The organism is Collimonas arenae (genome assembly GCF_001584165.1).
GTDB lineage: Bacteria > Pseudomonadota > Gammaproteobacteria > Burkholderiales > Burkholderiaceae_D > Collimonas > Collimonas arenae.
In genome coordinates this window covers 4,552,954-4,574,199 of record NZ_CP013233.1, presented here as the reverse complement: position 1 = coordinate 4,574,199, position 21,246 = coordinate 4,552,954, and the positions used below count along the sequence as shown (strand labels likewise).

General features: G+C 60.3%; 19 protein-coding genes and 2 pseudogenes. 14 read left to right on the top strand and 7 right to left on the bottom strand.

Annotated elements, in window-relative coordinates:
- Positions 1-34 precede the first annotated feature (34 nt).
- From CAter10_RS23865 to CAter10_RS20920, 10 genes and pseudogenes are all read left to right on the top strand, one after another.
- Positions 35-238, top strand: a complete 204-nt coding sequence (locus CAter10_RS23865) for a cytochrome P450 (RefSeq protein WP_236905424.1) — start codon at positions 35-37, stop codon at positions 236-238.
- Entirely contained in the window at positions 235-1,311 is a 1,077-nt protein-coding gene (locus CAter10_RS20960) for a cytochrome P450 (RefSeq protein WP_236905423.1), read from the top strand. Before CAter10_RS23865 ends, CAter10_RS20960 begins: the two co-directional genes overlap by 4 nt.
- A pseudogene (gene bioF, locus CAter10_RS20955) lies at positions 1,304-2,511 on the top strand (8-amino-7-oxononanoate synthase). Before CAter10_RS20960 ends, bioF begins: the two are co-directional and overlap by 8 nt.
- A complete protein-coding gene (bioA, locus tag CAter10_RS20950) occupies positions 2,504-3,883 on the top strand; it encodes an adenosylmethionine--8-amino-7-oxononanoate transaminase (RefSeq protein ID WP_061534978.1) in 1,380 nt (459 codons plus the stop codon). The pseudogene bioF and the gene bioA overlap by 8 nt, the downstream one beginning before the upstream one ends.
- The gene (gene bioD / locus CAter10_RS20945) at positions 3,876-4,619 is read left to right on the top strand and encodes a dethiobiotin synthase (RefSeq protein ID WP_061534977.1); all 744 of its coding nucleotides are present in this window, start codon (positions 3,876-3,878) and stop codon (positions 4,617-4,619) included. Before bioA ends, bioD begins: the two co-directional genes overlap by 8 nt.
- Before the next feature lie 32 nt (positions 4,620-4,651).
- On the top strand, positions 4,652-5,695 hold the full coding sequence (bioB, locus tag CAter10_RS20940) for a biotin synthase BioB (RefSeq protein ID WP_061534976.1): 1,044 nt from the start codon (positions 4,652-4,654) through the stop codon (positions 5,693-5,695).
- 19 nt (positions 5,696-5,714) lie between these two features.
- Positions 5,715-7,733, top strand: a complete 2,019-nt coding sequence (locus CAter10_RS24645; RefSeq protein ID WP_061534975.1) for an acetyl/propionyl/methylcrotonyl-CoA carboxylase subunit alpha — start codon at positions 5,715-5,717, stop codon at positions 7,731-7,733.
- A gap of 152 nt (positions 7,734-7,885) precedes the next feature.
- Positions 7,886-8,815 carry a 2-hydroxyacid dehydrogenase gene (locus CAter10_RS20930; protein WP_061534974.1) on the top strand — a complete coding sequence of 310 codons (930 nt, stop codon included), beginning with the start codon at positions 7,886-7,888 and terminating at the stop codon, positions 8,813-8,815.
- A gap of 19 nt (positions 8,816-8,834) precedes the next feature.
- Positions 8,835-9,746: a hydroxymethylglutaryl-CoA lyase gene (locus CAter10_RS20925; protein ID WP_061534973.1), complete on the top strand. Its 912-nt coding sequence runs from the start codon at positions 8,835-8,837 to the stop codon at positions 9,744-9,746.
- A gap of 91 nt (positions 9,747-9,837) precedes the next feature.
- Entirely contained in the window at positions 9,838-10,281 is a 444-nt protein-coding gene (locus CAter10_RS20920) for a YbaK/EbsC family protein (RefSeq protein ID WP_061534972.1), read from the top strand.
- Positions 10,282-10,310: 29 nt separating this feature from the next.
- Here the strand turns inward: CAter10_RS20920 and creD are convergent, their stop codons facing one another.
- The 3 genes and pseudogenes from creD to creB form a co-directional block, all read right to left on the bottom strand.
- A complete protein-coding gene (gene creD / locus CAter10_RS20915) occupies positions 10,311-11,642 on the bottom strand; it encodes a cell envelope integrity protein CreD (protein WP_061534971.1) in 1,332 nt (443 codons plus the stop codon).
- A 134-nt stretch (positions 11,643-11,776) separates the two neighbouring features.
- Positions 11,777-13,215 (bottom strand): annotated as a pseudogene (gene creC / locus CAter10_RS20910) (two-component system sensor histidine kinase CreC).
- Positions 13,212-13,925, bottom strand: coding sequence for a two-component system response regulator CreB (creB, locus tag CAter10_RS20905; RefSeq protein ID WP_061534970.1), 714 nt, complete (start codon positions 13,923-13,925; stop codon positions 13,212-13,214). Before creB ends, creC begins: the two are co-directional and overlap by 4 nt.
- Positions 13,926-14,042: 117 nt before the next feature.
- Here creB and CAter10_RS20900 point away from each other — a divergent pair, with 117 nt between their 5' ends.
- The 3 genes from CAter10_RS20900 to CAter10_RS20890 all read left to right on the top strand — a co-directional run bounded on the left by CAter10_RS20900 (position 14,043) and on the right by CAter10_RS20890 (position 16,322).
- Positions 14,043-14,282: a DUF1289 domain-containing protein gene (locus CAter10_RS20900; RefSeq protein ID WP_335339710.1), complete on the top strand. Its 240-nt coding sequence runs from the start codon at positions 14,043-14,045 to the stop codon at positions 14,280-14,282.
- Positions 14,279-15,202, top strand: a complete 924-nt coding sequence (locus CAter10_RS20895) for an MBL fold metallo-hydrolase (protein WP_061534969.1) — start codon at positions 14,279-14,281, stop codon at positions 15,200-15,202. Before CAter10_RS20900 ends, CAter10_RS20895 begins: the two co-directional genes overlap by 4 nt.
- A gap of 160 nt (positions 15,203-15,362) precedes the next feature.
- Complete coding sequence (locus tag CAter10_RS20890) at positions 15,363-16,322, top strand: NAD(P)H-dependent flavin oxidoreductase (RefSeq protein ID WP_061534968.1); 960 nt, start codon at positions 15,363-15,365, stop codon at positions 16,320-16,322.
- A 101-nt stretch (positions 16,323-16,423) separates the two neighbouring features.
- Here CAter10_RS20890 and CAter10_RS20885 read toward each other — a convergent pair whose 3' ends face one another.
- From CAter10_RS20885 to hisC, 4 genes are all read right to left on the bottom strand, one after another.
- The gene (locus CAter10_RS20885; RefSeq protein WP_061535491.1) at positions 16,424-17,131 is read right to left on the bottom strand and encodes an alpha/beta fold hydrolase; all 708 of its coding nucleotides are present in this window, start codon (positions 17,129-17,131) and stop codon (positions 16,424-16,426) included.
- Positions 17,132-17,154: 23 nt separating this feature from the next.
- Positions 17,155-17,901 (bottom strand): META and DUF4377 domain-containing protein, encoded by a 747-nt coding sequence (locus tag CAter10_RS20880; RefSeq protein WP_061534967.1) that lies wholly within the window; start codon positions 17,899-17,901, stop codon positions 17,155-17,157.
- A 59-nt stretch (positions 17,902-17,960) separates the two neighbouring features.
- Entirely contained in the window at positions 17,961-19,112 is a 1,152-nt protein-coding gene (locus CAter10_RS20875; protein WP_128083165.1) for an MFS transporter, read from the bottom strand.
- Between the two features lie 99 nt (positions 19,113-19,211).
- The gene (hisC, locus tag CAter10_RS20870; protein WP_061534965.1) at positions 19,212-20,300 is read right to left on the bottom strand and encodes a histidinol-phosphate transaminase; all 1,089 of its coding nucleotides are present in this window, start codon (positions 20,298-20,300) and stop codon (positions 19,212-19,214) included.
- A 222-nt stretch (positions 20,301-20,522) separates the two neighbouring features.
- On the opposite strand from hisC, the gene CAter10_RS20865 reads away from it, so the two are divergent.
- Positions 20,523-21,134, top strand: coding sequence for an OmpW/AlkL family protein (locus CAter10_RS20865; protein ID WP_061534964.1), 612 nt, complete (start codon positions 20,523-20,525; stop codon positions 21,132-21,134).
- The last annotated feature ends 112 nt before the right edge of the window (positions 21,135-21,246 follow it).

Sequence of the window (21,246 nt, the reverse complement as noted above, 5' to 3'; positions counted from 1 at the left end):
ATTTTGCCAACGTAAGTGCCGGAAACGATATTAAATGATTAACGAAGCATTTTTGAACGATCCTTACCCCGCCTACCACGCGTTGCGTGCCGAGGGGCCGTTGCATTGGAGCCCGGAGTTCTGCGGCGGAGCCTGGCTGCTGACCGGACATGCCGATGTCGCCGCCGTGCTGCGCGATCCGCGTTTTTCGGTACGGCGCGCTGGCGGCTGGGCGAATAGCAGCGGGCCGGGGCATTGACCGAGCTGCGTGAATTCAAACGCATTTTTTCGCGCTCGCTGCTGTTCGTCGATGCACCACAGCACACGCGCCTGCGCCAGGTGATGAACGCCGGCTTCAAACCGGCAGCGTTGCAGGAATTGGCGCCGCAGATCCAGACGATCGTAACTCGTCTGCTGGACGACGTGTTGGCGAAGGCCGCTGTCGGCACAGGACAGTTTGCTGAATTTGCTCAGTTTGACTTCATGCGCGACTTCGCCCGCCCGCTGCCGGCGCTGGTGATTGCCGGCATGCTCGGCATCGCCGCCGAAGACCGCAGCGAATTTGTCGCCTGGTCCGACGATATCGCCGCTTTCATTGGCAGCCCGACGCCGACGCTGGAGATTGCCCGGCGCGCCCAGGTCAGCCTGATCGCGATGAACGAATATTTCCGCCAATTGTTGCCACTGCGCCGTGCCGCGCTTGGCGACGACTTGATGAGCCAGCTGATTCGCGCCGAAGCCGGCGGCGGCATCATCACTACCAAGGAATTGCTGGCGCAATGCTGCACGCTGCTGTTCGCCGGTCATGAAACAACACGCAACCTGCTGGGCAACGGCATGCTGGCGCTGTTACAGCATCCGCAGCAATGGCAGGCGCTGCAAGCCGAGCCATCCTTGCTGCCATCCGCGTTGAAGGAATTGTTGCGTTTCGACAGCCCGGTGCAATATACCGGCCGCCGCCTCAAGGTCGATGTCGAGATGCATGGCCAGATCATGAAGAAGGGCGACCTGGTGATTCCGCTGATCGGCGCCGCCAATCGCGATCCGGCCAAATTCAGCGATCCGGACCGGCTCGATATTCGCCGCAATGAAGGTGCGCATCTGTCTTTCGGTTACGGCCCGCATGTCTGTATCGGCGCCACGCTGACTTATCTGGAAGCGGAAATTGCGATGCGCAGCGTAATGCAGCGGCTGCCGCAACTGGGATTGGTCGGCGACACGCAATCCTGGGGCGAGAACGCGGTATATCGCAGCCTGAACCGCTTGCCGTTGCAATTTGCGCGGCCATCGCCGGCGGCGCATGTACAAACGGCGGAAGTCCACTATGCCTGAGTTACTGAACCAGATCCGCGAACAACTGGCTGCGTTGCAAGAGCAGAAACTGCTGCGCAAGCGCCGCATTGTCGATGGTCCGCAAGGGCCGTTGCTGGATGTTGACGGCCGCCAGTACCTGGCGTTTTGCAGCAACGATTATCTCGGCCTGGCCAATCATCCCGCATTGCATGCGGCAGCCGCAGCCGGACTGGAAAAATACGGCGTCGGCGCCAGCGCATCGGCGCTGATCAGTGGCCACACCAGCGTGGTCGAGGAGTTGGAGCAGGCTTTGGCTGCTTTCGTCGGCATGCCACGCGCCTTGCATTTTTCGACCGGCTACATGGCCAATATGGGGACCATCCCGGCACTGGTTGGCCCTGGCGATGTGGTGTTCTCGGACCGTCTGAACCATGCCTGCCTGATCGACGGCGCACGCTTGTCCGGCGCGCAGTTCCGCATTTATCCGCATGCTGATGTGGCGCGGCTGGAGGAGCTGCTGGCCAAGAGCAGCAGCCCGCGCAAACTGATTGTCACCGATGCGATTTTCAGCATGGATGGCGATATCGCACCGCTGCCGGAACTGCTGGCCCTGTGCGAAAAATACGATGCCTGGATGCTGGTCGACGATGCCCACGGTTTCGGCGTGCTGGGCCGCAAGGACGCGGCAGCCTGGCGCATTTCGGCATCCAGTCGCAACGCATCCTGTACATGGGGACCTTGGGCAAGGCCGCCGGCGTCGCCGGTGCTTTCGTTGCCGGCGATGCGCTGCTGATTGAATGGCTGCTGCAACGCGCGCGGACCTACGTGTTCACTACTGCCAGCCCACCGTTGCTGGCGAGCGCCTTGCTGGCGGCCGTCAAGGTGATGCAGGACGAAGATTGGCGGCATCAGCATTTGCGTGAACTGATTGCACGTTTGCGCAGCGGCCTGGCCGGTTTGCCGTGGCCGCTGCTGCCATCCGAGACCGCGGTGCAGGCTTTGATCGTCGAAGATAACCAACTGGCGCTGGACCTGATGGAAGGCTTGCGCGAGCAAGGCATCTCGGTGCCGGCAATCCGTCCGCCGACGGTGCCGAAGGGTACTGCGCGTTTGCGCATTTCGTTGTCGGCGGCACACAGTATCGAACAAGTAGACCAGCTGGCGAGCGCGTTGCATGCGTTGGCTGCGAATAATGCCGACGCGTCAGCGCGAGGCATGACAAGGAATGTAATTGAATAAATCTGAAAAAAATCTCCCTGCACCGCAATCGGAGCTGGTCCGGCGTAGCCTGGCCAGTGTCTGGCATCCGTGCACCCAGATGCAGCACCATGAAACGGTGCCTCTGATCGCGGTCAGCCGCGGCCGCGGCGCCTGGCTGTATGACACCGACGGCAAGCGTTATCTGGACGGGATCAGCTCCTGGTGGGTGAATCTGTTCGGCCATGCCAATCCGCGCATCAATGCTGCGTTGAAGGATCAACTCGATCAACTTGAGCATGCGATGCTGGCCGGCTTCACGCACGAACCGGTGGTGCAATTGTCGGAACAACTGGCGGCGCGCACCGGCAATGTATTGGGACACTGCTTCTACGCGTCTGATGGCGCTTCGGCGGTCGAGATCGCACTGAAGATGAGTTTTCATGCGTGGCGCAACGCCGGCTATGCCGACAAGCAGGAATTCGTTTGCCTCAAGGGCAGCTATCACGGTGAAACCATCGGCGCGCTGGCAGTGACCGATGTACCGCTGTTTCGCGATGCCTACGGTCCGCTGTTGCGCCAGGCGCACGTGGTGGCGTCGCCCGATGCCCGTGCCGCGCGCGACGGCGAGACTGCCGCCGATGTGGCGCGCCGCGCCGCCGCGACGCTGGAGAAGTTGCTGCAGCAGCGCTCCAGCCATATCGCTGCGATCATCATCGAACCGCTGGTGCAATGCGCCACCGGCATGGCGATGCACGATCCGGTTTATTTACGCGAACTGCGCGCATTGTGCGATCGCTACAAGGTTCATTTGATTTTTGACGAAATCGCCGTCGGCTGCGGCCGCACCGGCACTTTCTTTGCGTCCGAACAAGCCACTGCGTCCGGCGAGGCGCCGATCTGGCCGGATTTCCTGTGCCTGTCGAAAGGCATCAGCGGCGGTTACCTGCCGTTGTCGCTGGTAATGACGCGCGATGAAATCTACCAGGCGTTCTACGATAACGATCTGGCGCGCGGCTTCCTGCACTCGCACTCCTACACCGGCAACCCGCTGGCTTGCCGTGCCGCCCTTGCGACGCTGGCGATCTTCGACGAAGACGACGTGATCAACACCAATCGCCAGCGCGCGCATCGCATTACAGCCGCACTGCAGCCGTTGGCGCAGCATCCGAAAGTGCGACACTTCCGCCAGCGCGGGATGATCTGGGCATTCGACGCAGCGATCGACAACAAGGCGCAGGCGGCGACTTTTTCACGGCGCTTTTTCGCCAATGCAGTCGAGCAGGAATTGCTGCTGCGGCCGATCGGCAAGACAGTCTATCTGATGCCGCCGTACATCCTTGATGATGAGGAAATCGATTTGCTGGCGGCGCGCACCGCAGCGGTTTTTGAGAGCGTGATCGGCCATGATTAATCCGATTGCAAACCTTTCGAAGGCCGCCTGGTTCATCGCCGGCACCGACACCGAAATCGGCAAGACACTGATTGCCGGCGCACTGTTGCACGCACTGACCAAGACCGGTGTCCGCAGTGCTGGCATGAAGCCTGTGGCCGCTGGCGCCGAACTGCGCGACGGCGTCTGGCACAATGACGATGCTGATATCTTGGCGGCGGAAGCCAGCGTGACGTTGCCGCAGGAATTGACGACGCCGTTTCTGCTGCGCCAACCGACTGCGCCACATATCGCCGCAGCGCAGGAACAACGGACGATTGAACTGGAACATATCCTGGTTTGTTACCGGCAGCTCACCAGCTTGGCCGATGCCGTGGTGGTGGAAGGCGTTGGCGGCTTCCGCGTGCCGCTCAACGACAAACACGATACCGCCGATCTGGCCCAGCAGCTCGGTTTGCCTGTGGTACTGGTGGTGGGATTGCGGCTCGGCTGCATCAACCATGCCATGCTGACCGTTGAGGCCATCGCCGCGCGCGGCTTGCAGCTTGCCGGCTGGGTCGCCAATACGGTCGACACGGCAATGCTCAACGGCGATGCCAATATCGCAGCACTGAAGAGCCGCATTCAGGCACCATTTCTGGGCCACGTGCCGCGCATACCCAAATTGCCTGCCAGGGCGCTGGTCAAGGCCGCCGCCGACCATCTCGATTTTTCATGTCTGCCGGGTTGGCCGCTGCCATCCGGCATTCACTCTTAACCCTATTCCCTCAACACAAAGGAAGTTAGATCATGTCATCGCAACCAATTACATTCCAACCAGCCGCCAAGCCGCTGGTGCTGCCTGCCGATGCCAAGTGGCCTGTGCAAGCCGTGCTGGACCTGTTCAACATGCCGTTCAATGAATTGCTGTTCAAGGCGCAGCAGGTGCATCGCGAGAATTTCGATCCGAACGAAGTCGAACTGGCGACGCTGCTGTCGATCAAGACCGGCGGCTGTCCCGAAGATTGCGGCTACTGCCCGCAAGCGGCACGCTACGACACCGGCGTCACCGCACAAAAGATGCTGCCGCTGGATACCGTGCTGGATGCGGCGCGCCAGGCCAAGGCGCATGGCGCCACCCGGTTCTGCATGGGCGCAGCTTGGCGCGAGCCGAAAAACCGCGATCTGGAAAAGGTTGAGGAAATGGTGCGCGAAGTCAAGGCGCTCGGCCTGGAAACCTGCGCCACTTTGGGCATGCTGGGCGAAGGCCACGCTGAACGCCTGAAGAATGCCGGCCTCGACTATTACAACCACAATCTCGACACCGCTCCGGAAATCTACGGCGACATCATCACCACCCGCGATTACCAGAATCGCCTCGACACGCTCGACAGCGTGCGCGGCGCCGGCATCAAGGTGTGCTGCGGCGGCATCGTCGGCATGGGTGAATCGCGCCTGCAGCGCGCCGGCCTGGTAGCGCAATTGGCCAACCTGGAGCCATATCCTGAATCGGTGCCGGTCAACAATCTGGTGCAGGTTGAAGGCACGCCGCTGCACGGTATCGCACCGATCGACCTGTTCGAATTCGTCCGCACCGTGGCGGTCGCGCGCATCACCATGCCGAAGGCGCGCGTGCGTCTGTCGGCTGGCCGCCGGCAAATGGGTGACGGCATCCAGGCCCTGTGTTTCCTGGCCGGCGCCAACTCGATTTTCTACGGCGACAAGCTGCTCACCACCGGCAATCCGGAAGTTGAGGAAGACCGCGCATTGCTGGAGCGGCTTGGCATGCATTCACGTTCGTCGGTCTTTGACGCGCGCTGCGAAGTAACCGCCGACAGCACGGCAAAACAATAAAAAAAGAGGAGGAGACAGCATGTTCACTAAAATCCTGATTGCCAACCGCGGCGAGATCGCCTGCCGCGTGGCTGCCACCGCACGACGCATGGGCATCAAGACCGTAGCCGTGTATTCGGAAGCCGATGCTGGCGCCAAGCACGTTGCGGTATGCGACGAAGCGGTCCTGATCGGCCCGCCTGCGGCCAAGGAAAGCTATCTGCGCGCCGACAAGATCATCGAAGTGGCGCTCGCCACCGGCGCTCAGGCCATCCACCCCGGTTATGGCTTCCTGTCGGAGAATGCGCAGTTCGCCGATGCCTGCGCCAAGGCCGGCCTGGTGTTCATTGGCCCGCCAGCCAGCGCGATCTCTGCGATGGGGTCGAAATCGGCGGCCAAGGCCTTGATGGAAAAGGCTAAGGTGCCGCTAGTGCCTGGCTATCATGGCGACAATCAGGATGCCGAGTTCCTGCAGACCGAAGCCGACAAGATCACCTATCCGGTGCTGCTCAAGGCCAGTGCCGGCGGTGGCGGCAAGGGCATGCGTATCGTCGAGCAGAGCGCCGATTTCAAGGCCGCGCTGGCATCCTGCAAACGCGAGGCGATCAACAGTTTTGGCGACGACAAGGTGCTGGTGGAAAGATACCTGACCCGGCCGCGTCACATCGAAATCCAGGTCTTCGCCGATACCCAGGGCGATTGCGTCTACCTGTTCGAACGCGATTGTTCAGTACAGCGGCGTCACCAGAAAGTCCTGGAAGAAGCGCCGGCGCCGGGCATGACGGCAGAACGCCGACGTGCGATGGGCGAAGCGGCGGTAGCCGCGGCCAAGGCGGTCGGCTATGTCGGCGCCGGCACGGTCGAATTCATCGCCAACCAGGATGGTTCTTTTTATTTCATGGAAATGAATACCCGCTTGCAGGTTGAACATCCAGTCACTGAAATGATTACCGGCCTCGATCTGGTCGAGTGGCAATTGCGCGTCGCCGCGGGCCAACCGCTGCCGCTCAAGCAAGAGCAACTGAAGCTGAGCGGCCATGCGCTGGAAGCGCGGATCTATGCAGAAAATCCGGATAAAGGATTCCTGCCGTCGATCGGTACCCTGCGTCATTTGCGCACGCCTGCGGCTAACGAATTCATCGTCAGCCAATCCAGCGCCAGCATTGTGCGTATCGATTCCGGCGTGCGCGAGGGCGATGCGATCTCACCTTTCTACGATCCGATGATCGCCAAACTGATCGTCTGGGGCCAGGACCGGGAACAGGCGCTGGCGGCCATGGCGAAGGCCTTGGCTGAATATCAGATCGTCGGCCTGGCCAGCAATGTCAAATTCCTGCAGCGCCTGATCGGCAGCAAGGCGTTTTCCGAAGCCGACCTGGATACCGGTTTGATCGAACGGCATCACGATGCGTTGTTTCCGGCTGCGGCTCCGGTTGCGATTGAAGTGCTGGCGCTGGCTTCTGCATCGTTGCTGCTGTCGGAACGCAACGCCGTCAACAATGCCGGCAGCGATCCGTGGACCAATACCGACGGCTGGCGCTTGAACGGCAGCCTGCAACGGCGGCTGGCGTTTGTCGATGACGGCACCGCCAGCCCGGTGGATGTCATGTACGAAGCCGGGCGTTGGCTGCTGCATCACGCGCAGCATCAAGGACAACAATTCAACCAGATGACCGTATTGCAGCAGAATGGCAACGCCATCGAAATCAGCCTTGGCGACAGAACCGTGAGCGGCACCGTGGTGCGCCAGGGTGAGCAGTTCCACGTGTTCCATGGCGGTAGCCATTATGTGCTCGGCTATGTCGATCCGATGCTGCATGCCGGCGACGCCGAAGCCGAAGGCGGCCGTCTGACAGCGCCGATGCCAGGCAAGATCGTGGCGCTATTGGTGACGCAAGGCGAGCAAGTAAAAAAAGGCGCACCATTGCTGATCATGGAAGCGATGAAGATGGAACACACCATCGCCGCTCCGGCCGATGGCTTGGTCGAAGAACTGCTGTATGCGGTCGGCGACCAGGTCAGCGAATCGGCGCAGTTGCTGGTATTTAAGCCGGCATAGAGAGTTAAGCGGGATCAAGAGTTAAGTGGGGTCAGAGTTTTTTTACGACAGTTTCATCGTCGTAAATTACTCTGACCCCAGTTAACGGCCCATAGAGTAAACGCCATCGCATTCGCGTTGTAAAAAGCAAGAGGCCCAACAGTGAAAATCCTGTGTTACGTACCCCAGGCAGCGATTTCGAGCGCTGGATCGCCGATTTCGGCAAGGCATTGCCGCAAGCCGAAGTTCGTTTCTGGCGGGAAGGCGACAACGCCCCCGCTGACTACGCACTGGTGTGGCGCCCACCGCCGGCCATGCTGCAAGGACGCAGCGATCTCAAAGCCATCTTCAACCTCGGTGCCGGTGTCGATGCAATCCTGAAACTGGGTGACGCACTGCCCGCCGGCGTACCGCTGATCCGTATCGAAGACGGGGGAATGGCGATCCAGATGGCCAGTTATGTCACGCATGCGGTACTAGGCTATTTCGGCCGTTACGATATCTATCGGCAACAGGCTGCACGCCGCGAATGGCGGCCGTTGCCGGAGCCGAGCAAGCGCGATTTCAGCATCGGCATCCTCGGCCTGGGCGTACTCGGTTCGCGTATTGCCGCGGCATTGGCGCATTTCGAATTTCCGTTGAACGGCTGGAGCCGCACTCCCAAGGAGTTGCCGGGCGTACGCAATTTTGTTGGCGACGATGCGCTCGACGAATTCCTGCGGGCGTCGCGAGTGCTGGTTTGCATCTTGCCGTTGACCGACGCCACGCGCGGCATCGTCAATCGGAAAAATATGGAAAAATTGCAGAAGGGCGCAGAAGGCGCCTATCTGATCAACGTTGCGCGCGGCGGCCATGTGGTCGAGGCCGATTTGCTGGCGCTGATCCACGAAGGCCAGATCGCCGCGGCGACGCTGGATGTGTTCGAGCAGGAACCGCTGCCGCCAGGACATCCGTTCTGGGAGGAGCCGCGCATCAGCATTACGCCGCATATCTCCGCCATTACGGTGGATGAAGATTCGGTGCAGCAGATTTGCGCCAAGATACAGTTGCTGGAACAAGGCAAGACGGTGAGCGGCATCATCGATCGCAGCAACGGATACTAGAACAATTACGAGGCAAGCCATGACATTCCCCAGCAAAGTGAAAATCGTTGAAGTCGGACCGCGTGACGGCCTGCAAAACGAAAAGGAAACCATCCCGGCGGACGTGAAAATCGCGCTTGTGGATCAGCTCACCAAAGCCGGTTTCGTCAACATTGAAGCGGCCTCATTTGTGTCGCCAAAATGGGTGCCGCAAATGGCCACCTCGGCGGAAGTGATGGCGGCCATCCAGCGCAAGCCTGGCGTGATTTATTCCGCGCTGGTGCCGAACATGAAAGGCCTGGAAGCTGCACTGGCCGCCGGTGCTGACGAGATGGTGATTTTCGGCGCCGCATCCGAGGCGTTCTCGCAAAAGAACATCAACTGCTCAATCGCCGAATCGATCGAGCGCTTCCGCGAAGTCGCGCGGGTCGCCAAGCAGGAAGGCAAACGCCTGCGTGGCAGCATCAGCTGCGTATTTGGTTGTCCTTATCAGGGCGAAGTCGGCATCGACTCGGTGGTTGACGTGCTGCATCGCCTGCGCGACCTCGGCTGCGATGAAATCGATATCGCCGACACCATCGGCGTCGCCACGCCGAACAAAGTCCACACAGTGATGCAAAGGTTGGTGCAGGAATTCCCGATTGAGCGCCTGTCCGGCCATTTCCACGACACCTACGGCCAGGCATTGGCCAACATCTACGCCAGCCTGGAAGTCGGTATTTCCATTTATCACTCTTCAGTCGCCGGTTTAGGTGGCTGCCCGTATGCCAAGGGCGCAACCGGCAACGTGTCGTCGGAAGATGTGTTGTACATGATGCAGGGATTGGGTATCGAAACCGGCATCGATCTTGATGCGGTGGTGGATGCCGGCCAGTTCATTTCGAAGCACTTGGGACGCAAGGCCGTCAGCCGGGCCGGCAATGCGATTGCGGCGAAGCGGATGGCCGGCTGATGCAGGCATAATGATCATCTGTTTCATGCAATGTGGATAGCGTAAATATGGAAAATCAAAAACTCCCGACACCGCACAACGCGTCGCCGATCTGCTGGCCGAAATCGGCCACGACAAGCAAGTCGTCATGCTCTCGGAAACCGGCAAGACCTCAGCCGAGGCAGCCGCCGGACTGGGTTGCAGTGTGGCCGAGATTGCCAAGTCGATTGTGTTTCGGCGCCTGGCCGACGATGCCGCGGTGATGGTGGTGGCGAGCGGCAGCAATCGTGTCGATGAAGCCAAGGTGGCGGCAATTGTGGGGCCGTTAGGAAAAGCCGATGCACGCTTCGTCAAGGAGCGCATCGGTTACGCGATAGGCGGCGTCTGTCCAATCGGTCATGTTGGCAAGACGGTGATGTTGATCGATGAGGATCTGCTGGGGCTTGACAGTGTCTGGGCCGCAGCTGGACATCCCCATGCGGTATTCAACCTGACGCCGCAGCAACTGGTGTCGATGACTGCGGCGCCGGTGGCGGACGTTGCGTTACGGGCCTGATTGACGCTGCAAGCAGGCCACTGCAGCGTTTACTCGTCCGTGGCGATTTTCAGGGTTGCGGTTTGATACCAGTCGATCTTGCGGGTGACGGTCATGATGATCGCCAGGATCACGAACAGCATCAGACTACCCAGCAGCAGCGCGTTATCTTCCGAAACCAGCAAGCCATACAGTGTGCCATACAGTAGCGTCAGCATGGCGCTGAAGCCGAGCGCGCGGGCGACGCTGCGCAGCACTTGCGACAGATAGAAGCCGAGGAGGCCGATACAGGCGACGCTGGCGATCAGGTAGGCGATCCAGAATTCAATGTGTTCGGACAGGCTGACCAGTAGCAGGAAGAAGATCGCCAGTCCGAGGCCGACCAGCAGATACTGGATCGGATGGATCGGCAGTTGCTTGATGGTTTCAAAGATGAAGAAACCGACGAAGGTCAGCAACACGAACAGCAGGCCGTACTTGGTGGCGCGATCGGCTTGTGAATAAATGTTCACTGGTTCTGCCAGCTGGATTTCCAGATTCTCCACGCTACTCCTGCTGCCACTACCGGTGAGCAACGCCCGTTGTGCACCGGAAGCCAGCGACGACACTTCCCACACTGCGTGGAAACCTTTATCCGAAATCTCGCGCGTCCGTGGCAGGAAGCTGCCGCCGAATTGCGGATGCGGCCAGCTTGACGCCAGTTCGATGCGGTTGTTGTCGGCCAGCGGCGTGATCGCCAGGTTCTCGGTACCGGCCAGGGTCAGGTCAAGCGAGAAATCGAACTTGCCGCCGTTGTTCAGCGTGGCGGCCGGCAGATTGACATGCATGCCTGAGCCGAAGCTGCCGGCGCCTTGTTCCACCGGCAGTGGCTTGGCATCGATCTTGAACGTCGGTGAACCGACCAGGCCGCGCACATCGCTGATGCCGATCGACAGGTAAGGCTGTTGCAGGCTGATCCGGTCGGCCTCCAGCTTTGCCGGGGAAGGCAAATCAAATTCGATGCTGCCGCTGGCTAGGCTTTGCAACTCATACACATGCACCTTGTGCAGGCCGCGATAGCGTTCGGCCGGCAGCAGCTTGCCCTGCATCTGCAGGTCTTTCGGGAAGAACAGATATTGCCGGTCTTCGGTGCGGCTGCTGTAGGTTTTCTTGCCGCCGGCATCCTGCCCCGTCAATTCGTCGATCCGGATCTTGTACGGCACCACCAGGATCGGTCCGGTGACGGTCTGGCTCCCGGCATAGCTGGCAGCGATCGACGCCACCGCTTCCTGCCGATGCTGTTGGCGATCCTGGACGGTGTCGCGGATCAGCCCCAGTGGGATCAGGATCAGCAAAGTCAGGACAACAATTGCCAGGGTTTTGAGTAGCAGGGGTCGGTTCATGGTCTCTCTCGATCTGATCAAAGTGACACAGCGTCACGGTCGGCATCAGTGTAAGAAGAGCGTGTGAATCGATGACGGCGGCTATATGGCGCCGCCGGGAAGGGAATGTGAAGCCAGTGTGAAGCGGCGCTAAATCATGCTTGTGCTACAGGAAGGCTCAAGCGCGCCTCGGCGCCGCCGTTGCTACGGTTGGACAGAGTGATCGTACCGTGATGCAGCTGCGCCACCTGTTGCACGAAGCACAGACCGAGGCCGGTGCTTTTTTCATTGCTATGCGGCCGCGGTAGCGAATAAAACCGCTCGAACACGCGCGCCAGCGCATAGTCAGGAATGCCGGGACCATTGTCCGTAACGACCAGCGTCACCATGCCGGCGGCATCGGATTCGGCGCGGACCGTGACGACACTCGCCGGCGGCGCGAAATCGATGGCATTTTCCAGCAGGTTGAGTAGTGCCTGGCGCAGCAGGAACAGTTCGCCGCGCAATGCCGGCAGCTGTGACGCGTTGTCGATCTGCAGCGTCACTTGTGCCTGCCGCAGGCGTGGCTCCAGCAACGTAACCAGATCTTCAAGCAATTTTCCGGTATCGATCGTGACGATATTTTCCAGCGTCTGCCGATGTTCGATGGCGGCCAACGCCAGCATCTTTTCGATCAGTTCCGCCAGTCGTTGCGATTGGTTGCGGATGTTGTGGGCGAAGCGGCGACGCTGCGCTTCCGGCAAATCCTCGTCAAGCAGTTCGGCGGCGCCCTGGATCGCCGCCAGCGGGCTTTTCATTTCGTGCGTCAGGCTATGGATGTATTGTTCGACATATTGCTTGCCTTCCAGCTTTTGGCGCATCGTTTCTAGCGCCCGGCCGAGTTCGACGATTTCGCTGGCGCCTTGGTCGGCGGTTGCGCCCGTTCGCCGACGCTGACGGCGCGGGCATAGCGTTGCAGCGCGCCCAGCGAGCGGCTGATCCACAAGGTGACCACCAACCCGACCGCCAGCGACAGCACCAGCAGCAGGCCGCCCCAGCGCAGAATGGTCCTTTCGCTTTGGGAGATCGCCGGCTGCAAGGTATTGTTGGGCTTGGCCACGGTCAGCACGCCGATCATCTTGCCGTTGTCGATGATCGGTGCGGCGACATGCATGACGGTAGTGCGCTCGTCATTGTCGACATCGCGCGTGGAACGCACGCCGTAATTGCCTTGCAGCGTCAGGTAGACATCGTTACGGCGCGAGTAGTCTTGGCCGACCGCGCGGCCGGTGGAATCGAACAGTACGATGCCCTTCAGATCGGTGACGTAGATGCGGTAATCCAGCGTGGTTTTGCGAAAACCCCAGATCTTTGCATTGATGTCGCGATGGCCGTATTCGCGCACGCGATTGGCGAAGTTGCCATCGGCGATGCGATTCTGCTTCATGTCGTCGGCGGCCAGTTCGGCCAGGATATTGGCGGTATCGACCAGCGTGTCTTCCATTGCCTGCCGCACCGCCGGTTTGACCTCGGCCAGGAACACGCGCTGGATGAAGACGCCAGCCAGGCCGACAATCAGGAAATAACCGAGCAGGACGCGGATGCCAAGTTTCATGGCGTAGCCGATTTGTCGTTGACGCCGGGTTCGACCGAATAGCCAAGGCCGCGATGGGTATGGATCAGGTCGAGCATCGGGGCTACCGCCTTGAGCTTGATGCGCAGTGTCTTGATATGGGTATCGACGGTGCGGTCGGTGGTGTCCGGAGCGTCGCGCCAGATTGAGTCCATCAGCTGGTTGCGGGTGAAAATTCCGCCTGGCCGGCTCAATAGCATGTTCAACAGCAAATACTCGTAGCGGGTCAGTTGCAGCATCTGGCCGGCATAGCGGATACGCATGCCGATCTGGTCTTGCTCAAAGGCGCCGAGCGTGGCCGTTGGCGCGGCTTCTGGCGTAGCCTCCGCATGACCCAGACGCCTCAGCACGACGCGGATGCGGGCCGCCAGCTCACGTGGTGAAAACGGCTTGACCATGTAATCGTCAGCACCGATTTCAAGGCCGATCAGGCGATCGATTTCGCCGCCGCGGGCGGTCAGGAAAATCACCGGTAGCGAAGAAAAACGGCGCAGCTCGCGGCAGACATCGAAACCGCTCATGTCTGGCAGGCCGACATCCAGCACCAGCAAATCGAACTGACCTGAGCGCGCCTGTTGCAGCACGTCTCTGCCGAGCAGGCAATGACGCACTTGGAATCCTTCGCTGCCAAGCGCATAGATCACGGTATCGGCGATGGCGCTTTCGTCTTCAGCCAGTAAAATATTAGGCATGCGGGGTGTCGCTCTGGAGGGCTGTGGTGTCGCGTATTATATGAACAAATACGAGATAAATACCGGGCACGTTGCCATAAGAGCAGCATCGCTGCCGACCGAACCGACAGAGACCGAGTGAAAATCACACAGATCAAGCCAGCCAGTCCAGTATCGCCGCTGGGCGCCAGCGTTGACCGAGCCGCCCACAACGACAGCGCCTCGCCCTGTATCAACGTGTGCGTGATGAACGCCGCGAGCGGCTTGTGTGACGGCTGTCAGCGTACCATCGATGAAATCGCGGCATGGGGTAGTGCCAGCCTTGAGCAGAAGCGCCGTATCTGGCAACTGATCCGGCAACGCCGGGCGGCGCGATGAGCGCGCTGCCATTGCCATCGTTGCCGCCGACGATGCGCGTACTGGAACGCGGTTGGCTGTCGTCCAATAATGTTCTTTTTCTTGGCCGTGAGCAGACTGCGCTGGTCGACAGCGGTTATCTGACACATGCGGCACAGACCGTGGCGTTGGTGGCGCACGGCTTGCAGGGGCGGCCGCTGGACCGCTTGCTGAACACCCATCTGCATTCCGATCACTGCGGCGGCAACGCCGCCTTGCAGCATGCCTATCGCTGCCGTACGTCGATTCCGGCTTCGGAAGCCGAGGCGGTGCGCAGCTGGGACCAGGATGCACTGACCTTTAGCGGCACCGGCCAGCAATGCGCGCGTTTCAGTTTCGACGATACCTTGCAGCATGGCGACCTGGTCATGCTCGGCGATTTGGAGTGGCAAGTGTTGGCGGCCGCCGGCCACGATCCGCATTCACTGGTTTTCTACTGCGCCGAGGAGCGTATCCTGATCTCGGCCGACGCCTTGTGGGAAAACGGTTTCGGCGTGATTTTTCCGGAACTGGACGGCGGCTCCGGTTTTGCCGAGGCGCGCGCCACGCTGGAACTGATTGCCGGTCTTGACGTGCGATTGGTGATCCCCGGCCACGGCAGTCCGTTCAGTGGGGCGGACGCGGCGCTGGAGAGGGCCTTTGCGCGGCTTGATTACCTGGCCGCAGATCCGTTGCGCAACGCTCATAATGCAATCAAGGTGCTGCTGAAATTCCTGCTGCTGGAACGGCAACAGTTGAAGCTGGATGAACTGCCACAGATGTTGTCGGCGCTGCCGCTGGTGGTTGCCGCCAACCGGCGTTTCCTGCAGTTAAGCGAGGCCGCGCTGGCCGAATGGACGGCGGCGCAGCTGGTGCGCGCCGGTGCGGCAGAGATACGTGACGGCTTCTTGTTAAACCGGTAATGGATAGGTCGCGAAGCAACATTAATGCGACGCTGTTTTATTGCTTGGAAAGCAAGCCTCTCCTTGCGTGTTTTAGAGGACAAAATCTAGCACGACCGTACTTTTTATTCCCGCCTTCGTCCTATAATCGTTTTCTCCAATCCCAATTCAAGAGGTCGTTATGGCACTGCCAGCCGCGTTGCAAAACCTGAGCCTTCCCGTGATCGGCTCGCCGATGTTCATCGCCAGCGGTCCGGCGCTAGTGGCTGCGCAGTGCAAGGCCGGCATCGTCGGTTCGTTCCCCGCGCTGAATGCCCGTCCGGCCGAATTGCTGGATGTCTGGCTGACCGACCTGCAGGCAGAACTGGCTGCCTACAAGGCCGAACATCCTGATGCCAAGATAGGACCGATCGCGGTCAACCAGATCGTCCATCAGTCGAACGACCGCCTGGCGCACGATGTCGCCGTCTGCGTCAAACACCAGGTGCCGATCATCATCTCCAGCCTGCGCGCGCCGCCGCCGGAAATGATGGATGCGATCCACAGCTACGGCGGTATCGTACTGCATGACGTGATCTCAATCCGCCATGCCCAGAAGGCGCTGGAAGCCGGAGTCGACGGGCTGATTTTGGTGGCGGCTGGCGCTGGCGGCCACGCGGGTCCGTTGTCGCCGTTTGCACTGGTCGGCGAAGTGCGCAAATTCTTCAAGGGGCCGATTGCGTTGTCGGGAGCGATTGCCACCGGCGATGCAATCCTGGCGGCACAGGCGATGGGTGCTGATTTTGCCTACATCGGTTCGCGCTGGCTGGCGACCAAGGAAGCGCATGTCGACGACGCCTACCGCCAGGCAATTATCGAATCAACCGCAGCCGATGTGGTCTACACCAACCTGTTCACCGGCGTGCATGGCAACTACCTGAAAAAATCCATTGTCAATGCCGGCCTCGATCCGGACAACCTGCCGGAAGCCGACAAGTCGAAGATGAATTTCGGCTCCGGCGGCACCGGCGCCAAGGCCTGGCGCGATATCTGGGGCGCCGGTCAAGGTGTAGGATTGATGGACGATGTGCCGAGCGTGGCGCAGATGGTCGATCGCCTGCAGACGGAATACCAGGCAGCGCGCAAGCGTTTGGCGTTGTAACAAGTCGCTCGCCGTTGCATGGGGCCGCGTTGATAGCGCGGCCCTTTTTCATTGGGCCGGCAGTGTGCAAATCAATTACGGCAGGATGAGCATTGCGCCGCCTAGGCCGATTTTCTGATGCTGGAAACGGTCAGCCAATCCGACAAGATCTGCAGCAATTCATCTGGTTTTTCCAGCGGCGTCATGTGCCCGCAATCCTCGATCAACACCATTTGCGCTGCTGGAATCTGGGCCTGCATCTGCAGTGCTTCGGCGATGCTGCTCAACTGATCGTTGCGGCTGGCGACGATCAGCGTTGGGCAGTGAATCTTCTGTAGTTCGGCGTAGCCATCGCTACGCAGGGCTGACAATTGGCGGATGAAAACTTCCTTGCCGTTGTGTAGCGCCATTGCCTGCAGGCGGTCCAGCAGCGCGCGGTCATTAGCGCGATCGGGATGGAGTGAAGATGCCAGCGCACGGCTGGTCAGGCCTTTGAATGGCACCTGCCTGGCAAGTTCCAGCTGCATTCGGTTGCCGGCGATTTCTCGTGCGTCCTGCTGGCGCGCCGAAGTATTCAGCAAGCCCAGCGCGATGACCCGCTCCGGCGCTTGCTGCATGATCGCCTGGGCGACATAGCCGCCCATCGAGAAGCCGATCAGGACGAAACGCTCGGGGGCGTGTTGCAGCACCCGCGCGGCCATCGCGCTGATCGTATCGTCCTGGCCGAGATCGCCGAAATGCAGCCGGCCCAAGTGCTGCAGGCCATCGCGCATGTCGTCCCACAGCGCCTGGTCCAGCATGAAGCCGGGCAGCAGCAATAGATCAGGCAAATTGGTGTGAGCGTCCATCGTCATTATTTCGAAATCAGTTCCTGTTCCACGACCAGATCGAGCGTCCACTTGAGCGCGCTGGCATCGGCCGGCGGATTAGGCACTTTCTCTTCCAGGATACGCAGGCGATACGCTACGCCCGGTTCGAATTTGAAGCCTTCAATATTGCCATACCAGAGTTGCCACGGATCTTCCTTGCGCTCGCGGATCTGGAAACAGGTAGTGCGCATCACACCGGCGCTGCATGCCACTTTTTGCGGGGCGACGTAGACGAATTTGATTTTCGCGGCGGCGCTCGGTTTTTCACGCGCGTAGAACTTCAGCGTCTGGCCGTCGATGGTTTTCATTTCCAGCACCGGGCCGCTGATCTGATAGTGGTTGACGGCTTGCAGCTTGTCGAGGAAATCCGCTTCAAACTGCATGGCCGGCTCCGGGCAAGCCATGCGCGTCGTCGCCGCTTCGACGATGGTCAGCTGGCCCGGTCCACGTATTGAAAATGGCGCCGTAAACTGATTGCAGCCGGCGCGGCCGCTGACGCGTCCCTGGCCATTCTCGACGTTGAAATTCAGAATCACCGGTTCGCCATTGTCGCCATGCGGCACGGTGTGGCCGCTCCAGGAAGTGAGTTCCCAGCGGGATGTCGACAGCGCAGGATCATTGCTTGCAGCCGGTTGCGGTGGTGTGCCGGCGCAGGCCGCCAGAGCGACGCCGACAGCAGCGCCGATGGTCAGGTTGCGCAGCAGCGAAGAAGAAAATCTAGCAAGCGTCATATGGACTCCGTAGTAAGGTGGGCGTACAAACGCAACGCTGTATTTTAACTTAGCGAACTTTATTCCAACCATTTTGCGCGAGCGGCGGCAATCGCTACCGCGATGCATAGCACGCCGACCACCGACAAGGCGGCATGCAGGCCGAAGCCATGGGCCAGGAAACCGATCATCGGCGGCCCGACCAGGCCGCCGGTATATCCCATCGTAGTGACGCCTGCCAAGGCTGTTGGACCGTGACGGCCGGCGGCGCTGAAGATGAACGGGAAAACGGTGGCGACACCGACGCCGGTCAGCGCGAAACCGGCAATAGCCAATGGAATATCGTTCACCACCAGCGCCAGCGCCATGCCGACGCCGGCCAGTATTGCGCCGCCGGCGACCACGCGGCGCGCGCCGAAGGATTCCTTGAGTCGATCGCCGACGATGCGGGTCAACAGCATCATGCCGGCAAAAAATGCAAAGGCCAGCGGCGCCACGCCATCGCTGGCGAACAGCAGGTCTTTCATGTAGACGCCGCTCCAATCGGCGACCGAACCTTCGACGATGGCACCGCCAAAGGCCACCACACCGAGTGCGATCAGCGGACCGTGCGGCAGCGCGAAATGTTTTTGTCCGGCGATGTATTGCGGCCGGTCATTCGGTAGCGCCCGATAGCAGAGTCGTAGTGGAATCGCGAACACGATGGCGGCCACGCTGAAATGCAGCAGCGGTCCGATGCCGAGCCCGGCCACCGCACTACCAAGCAACGCACCTGACAAGGTGCCGACGCAAAACCATGAATGCAGCAGCGACATGATCGAACGTCCGGCAGCTTTTTCGACGGCGGCGCCGAGGGCGTTGATGGCGACATTGAAGCAGCTGGAACAGGCGCCCAGGCTGACCATCACCAGCATCAGCACCGGCAGGTTCGGCGCCAGCGCCAGGCAAGGCATGGTGAGCAGCAACGCGACGCCGGCATACCAGCTGCTGCGGCGCGCGCCGTAATGGCCGATCAGCCACGCTGCAATCGGAAACGAGCCGACCGCGCCGATGCCGCCGCCCAGCAGCACCAGGCTGAGGCTGGCCGGTTCCAGTTGCAACAGATCGCGGATCGCCGGGATACGCGAAGCCCAACTGGCGTACATCACCCCGAGCAATAGGAACAGCACTGGCAGTGCCGCCCGCTGCATGCGAGTGCCGGCGGATACGGGTAACGCGATGGATTCGGACATGGCCTGGAGAGGTGAGGGCGGACGGGACAAGGAACAGCAAAAATACGAAGGGCAACGCGACGGCGCCGCCCTTCGCGGCAGTATCTACAGAGACGGCGCTTAGAAATCCGCCGGCATTTCCTGCAGATGGCGCTGCAAGGCATCCAGCAAGGTCTTGCAGGCATCGTCGGTGCCGATCGTGATGCGCAGGAACTGGGCAATCCGCGCGCTGGTGAAATGACGCACGATGATGCCGTCGCCGCGCAGGCGCGCTGCCAGCTTGGCGGCATCGTAGTTCGGATGGCGTGCGAAGACGAAGTTGGCGGCCGAAGGCAGCACGTCGAAGCCCTGCACCGCGAGGCCGGCCACCAGTTGCCGGCGGCTGGAAATCACCGCCTGGCGGGTTTTCTCAAAATGCTGCTGGTCCTTGATCGAGGCAGTGGCGCCGACGATTGCCAGACGGTCCAGCGGATACGAGTTGAAGCTGTTCTTGACCCGTTCCAGTGCCGTGATCAGGTCCGGATGGCCGACCGCGAAGCCGACCCGCAAACCGGCCAGCGAACGCGATTTGGACAAGGTATGCACCACCAGCAGGTTCGGGTAACGCGACACCAGCGGGATCGCGCTGTCGCCACCGAAATCGACATAGGCTTCGTCGACGATCACCACGCTGTCGGGATTGCCGGCCACCAGTCTTTCGACTTCGGCCAGCGGCAACAGGCAACCGGTCGGCGCGTTCGGATTCGGGAAGATGATGCCGCCGTTGGCGGTGCCGAGATAATCGTCGACGCGGATGCTGAAGTCGTCCGCCAGCGGAATCGTGCGATGCGCGACTTGATACAGGCCGCAGTAAGTCGGATAGAAACTGTAGGTGATGTCCGGGAACAGGATCGGCTCGTCATGTTGCAGAAGGGCCTGGAACGCATGCGCCAGCACTTCGTCGGAACCGTTGCCGACAAAGACATGGGCAGGAGTAATGCCATGCGCGGCGTTCTGTTCGGCAATCGCCAGCTTGAGCGGCTCGGCATCGGGATTCGGATACAGGCGCAGGTTGTCGCCCACTTCGGCCGCAATGGCGGCAATCGCCAGCGGCGATGGACCGTATGGGTTCTCGTTGGTGTTGAGCTTGACCAGGTTGCTCAGCTTGGGCTGCTCGCCGGGGGTGTAGGGCGTCAGGCGGCTGACGATCGGGCTCCAGAATTTGCTCATGGGAATGTCGCTAAAGAAGGTAAGTGAAGGCTGGTTGCGTCGCCGGAACGGCCGGAGCGACAGGCGAATCAGCCATATGGTAGCAAACCCGGCGCGGTCTGGCTGCCGGTGCTGTTGTTGTTGCGGCGATGAGGCTCTGAGAATCGTTTGATTTATATCAAATTAATTTATTGCGCGAGCCGCTAAAGTGCAGGTCGACACGGATATACACAGGAGCGAAAAATGAAAAAGACTGTACTGGCAATGATGGTATTGGCATTGGGTTTTGCGGCAGGTAACGCTACGGCGCAGGAAAGCCCGTGGCAGGTGCGGGTGCGCGCCGACTACCTGAAACCTGCGAACAAGTCGGATGCTGTTGGCGGCATCGGCGCATCGGATCGTTTGCAAGTCAACGACAAGACCATTCCGGAAGTTGATATTTCCTATTTCTTCACGCCGAACTGGGCGGCGGAGCTGGTGCTGACTTATCCGCAAAAGCAGGATGTCACGCTCGATGGCCAGAAGATCGGCACGTTCAAGCATCTGCCACCGACGCTGACGTTGCAATATCACTTCCTGCCTGATGCGCTGTTTAGCCCCTATGTCGGCGCTGGCGTGAATTACACCCGCATTTCGAGCGTTGATCTGTTGAATGGCGCGGGCCGTCTGGATAACAGCAGCTGGGGTCTGGCGCTGCAGGCAGGTGTCGATTACAAGCTGGACAAGAACTGGTCACTCAATCTGGATGTGAAGAAGGTGCAAATTCGCAGCGATGTCTACGCCGGCGGCGAACAAATCAGCCGAGTGAAGATTGATCCGTGGCTGATTGGTGTGGGTGTCGGTTATCGGTTCTGACGCCGATGCAAGCATCGCTTGCGATGTCAATGATTTTTCCCCGCAGTCTTAGGGGCTGTTAACAATTAATGTGGGAGATGTGTTCAAGTCAAAACGTGTGATGGCAAGGGTG

Excerpts from the sequence above, each read along its gene's own strand:
- CAter10_RS20865 (WP_061534964.1), top strand. The coding sequence starts at position 20,523 with ATGAAAAAGACTGTACTGGCAATGATGGTATTGGCATTGGGTTTTGCG.
- bioB (WP_061534976.1), top strand. The coding sequence starts at position 4,652 with ATGTCATCGCAACCAATTACATTCCAACCAGCCGCCAAGCCGCTGGTG.
- CAter10_RS24645 (WP_061534975.1), top strand. The coding sequence starts at position 5,715 with ATGTTCACTAAAATCCTGATTGCCAACCGCGGCGAGATCGCCTGCCGC.
- hisC (WP_061534965.1), bottom strand. The coding sequence starts at position 20,300 with ATGAGCAAATTCTGGAGCCCGATCGTCAGCCGCCTGACGCCCTACACC.
- CAter10_RS20880 (WP_061534967.1), bottom strand. The coding sequence starts at position 17,901 with ATGACGCTTGCTAGATTTTCTTCTTCGCTGCTGCGCAACCTGACCATC.
- creB (WP_061534970.1), bottom strand. The coding sequence starts at position 13,925 with ATGCCTAATATTTTACTGGCTGAAGACGAAAGCGCCATCGCCGATACC.
- bioD (WP_061534977.1), top strand. The coding sequence starts at position 3,876 with ATGATTAATCCGATTGCAAACCTTTCGAAGGCCGCCTGGTTCATCGCC.
- CAter10_RS20875 (WP_128083165.1), bottom strand. The coding sequence starts at position 19,112 with ATGTCCGAATCCATCGCGTTACCCGTATCCGCCGGCACTCGCATGCAG.
- CAter10_RS20925 (WP_061534973.1), top strand. The coding sequence starts at position 8,835 with ATGACATTCCCCAGCAAAGTGAAAATCGTTGAAGTCGGACCGCGTGAC.
- CAter10_RS20895 (WP_061534969.1), top strand. The coding sequence starts at position 14,279 with ATGAGCGCGCTGCCATTGCCATCGTTGCCGCCGACGATGCGCGTACTG.
- CAter10_RS23865 (WP_236905424.1), top strand. The coding sequence starts at position 35 with ATGATTAACGAAGCATTTTTGAACGATCCTTACCCCGCCTACCACGCG.
- CAter10_RS20890 (WP_061534968.1), top strand. The coding sequence starts at position 15,363 with ATGGCACTGCCAGCCGCGTTGCAAAACCTGAGCCTTCCCGTGATCGGC.
- creD (WP_061534971.1), bottom strand. The coding sequence starts at position 11,642 with ATGAACCGACCCCTGCTACTCAAAACCCTGGCAATTGTTGTCCTGACT.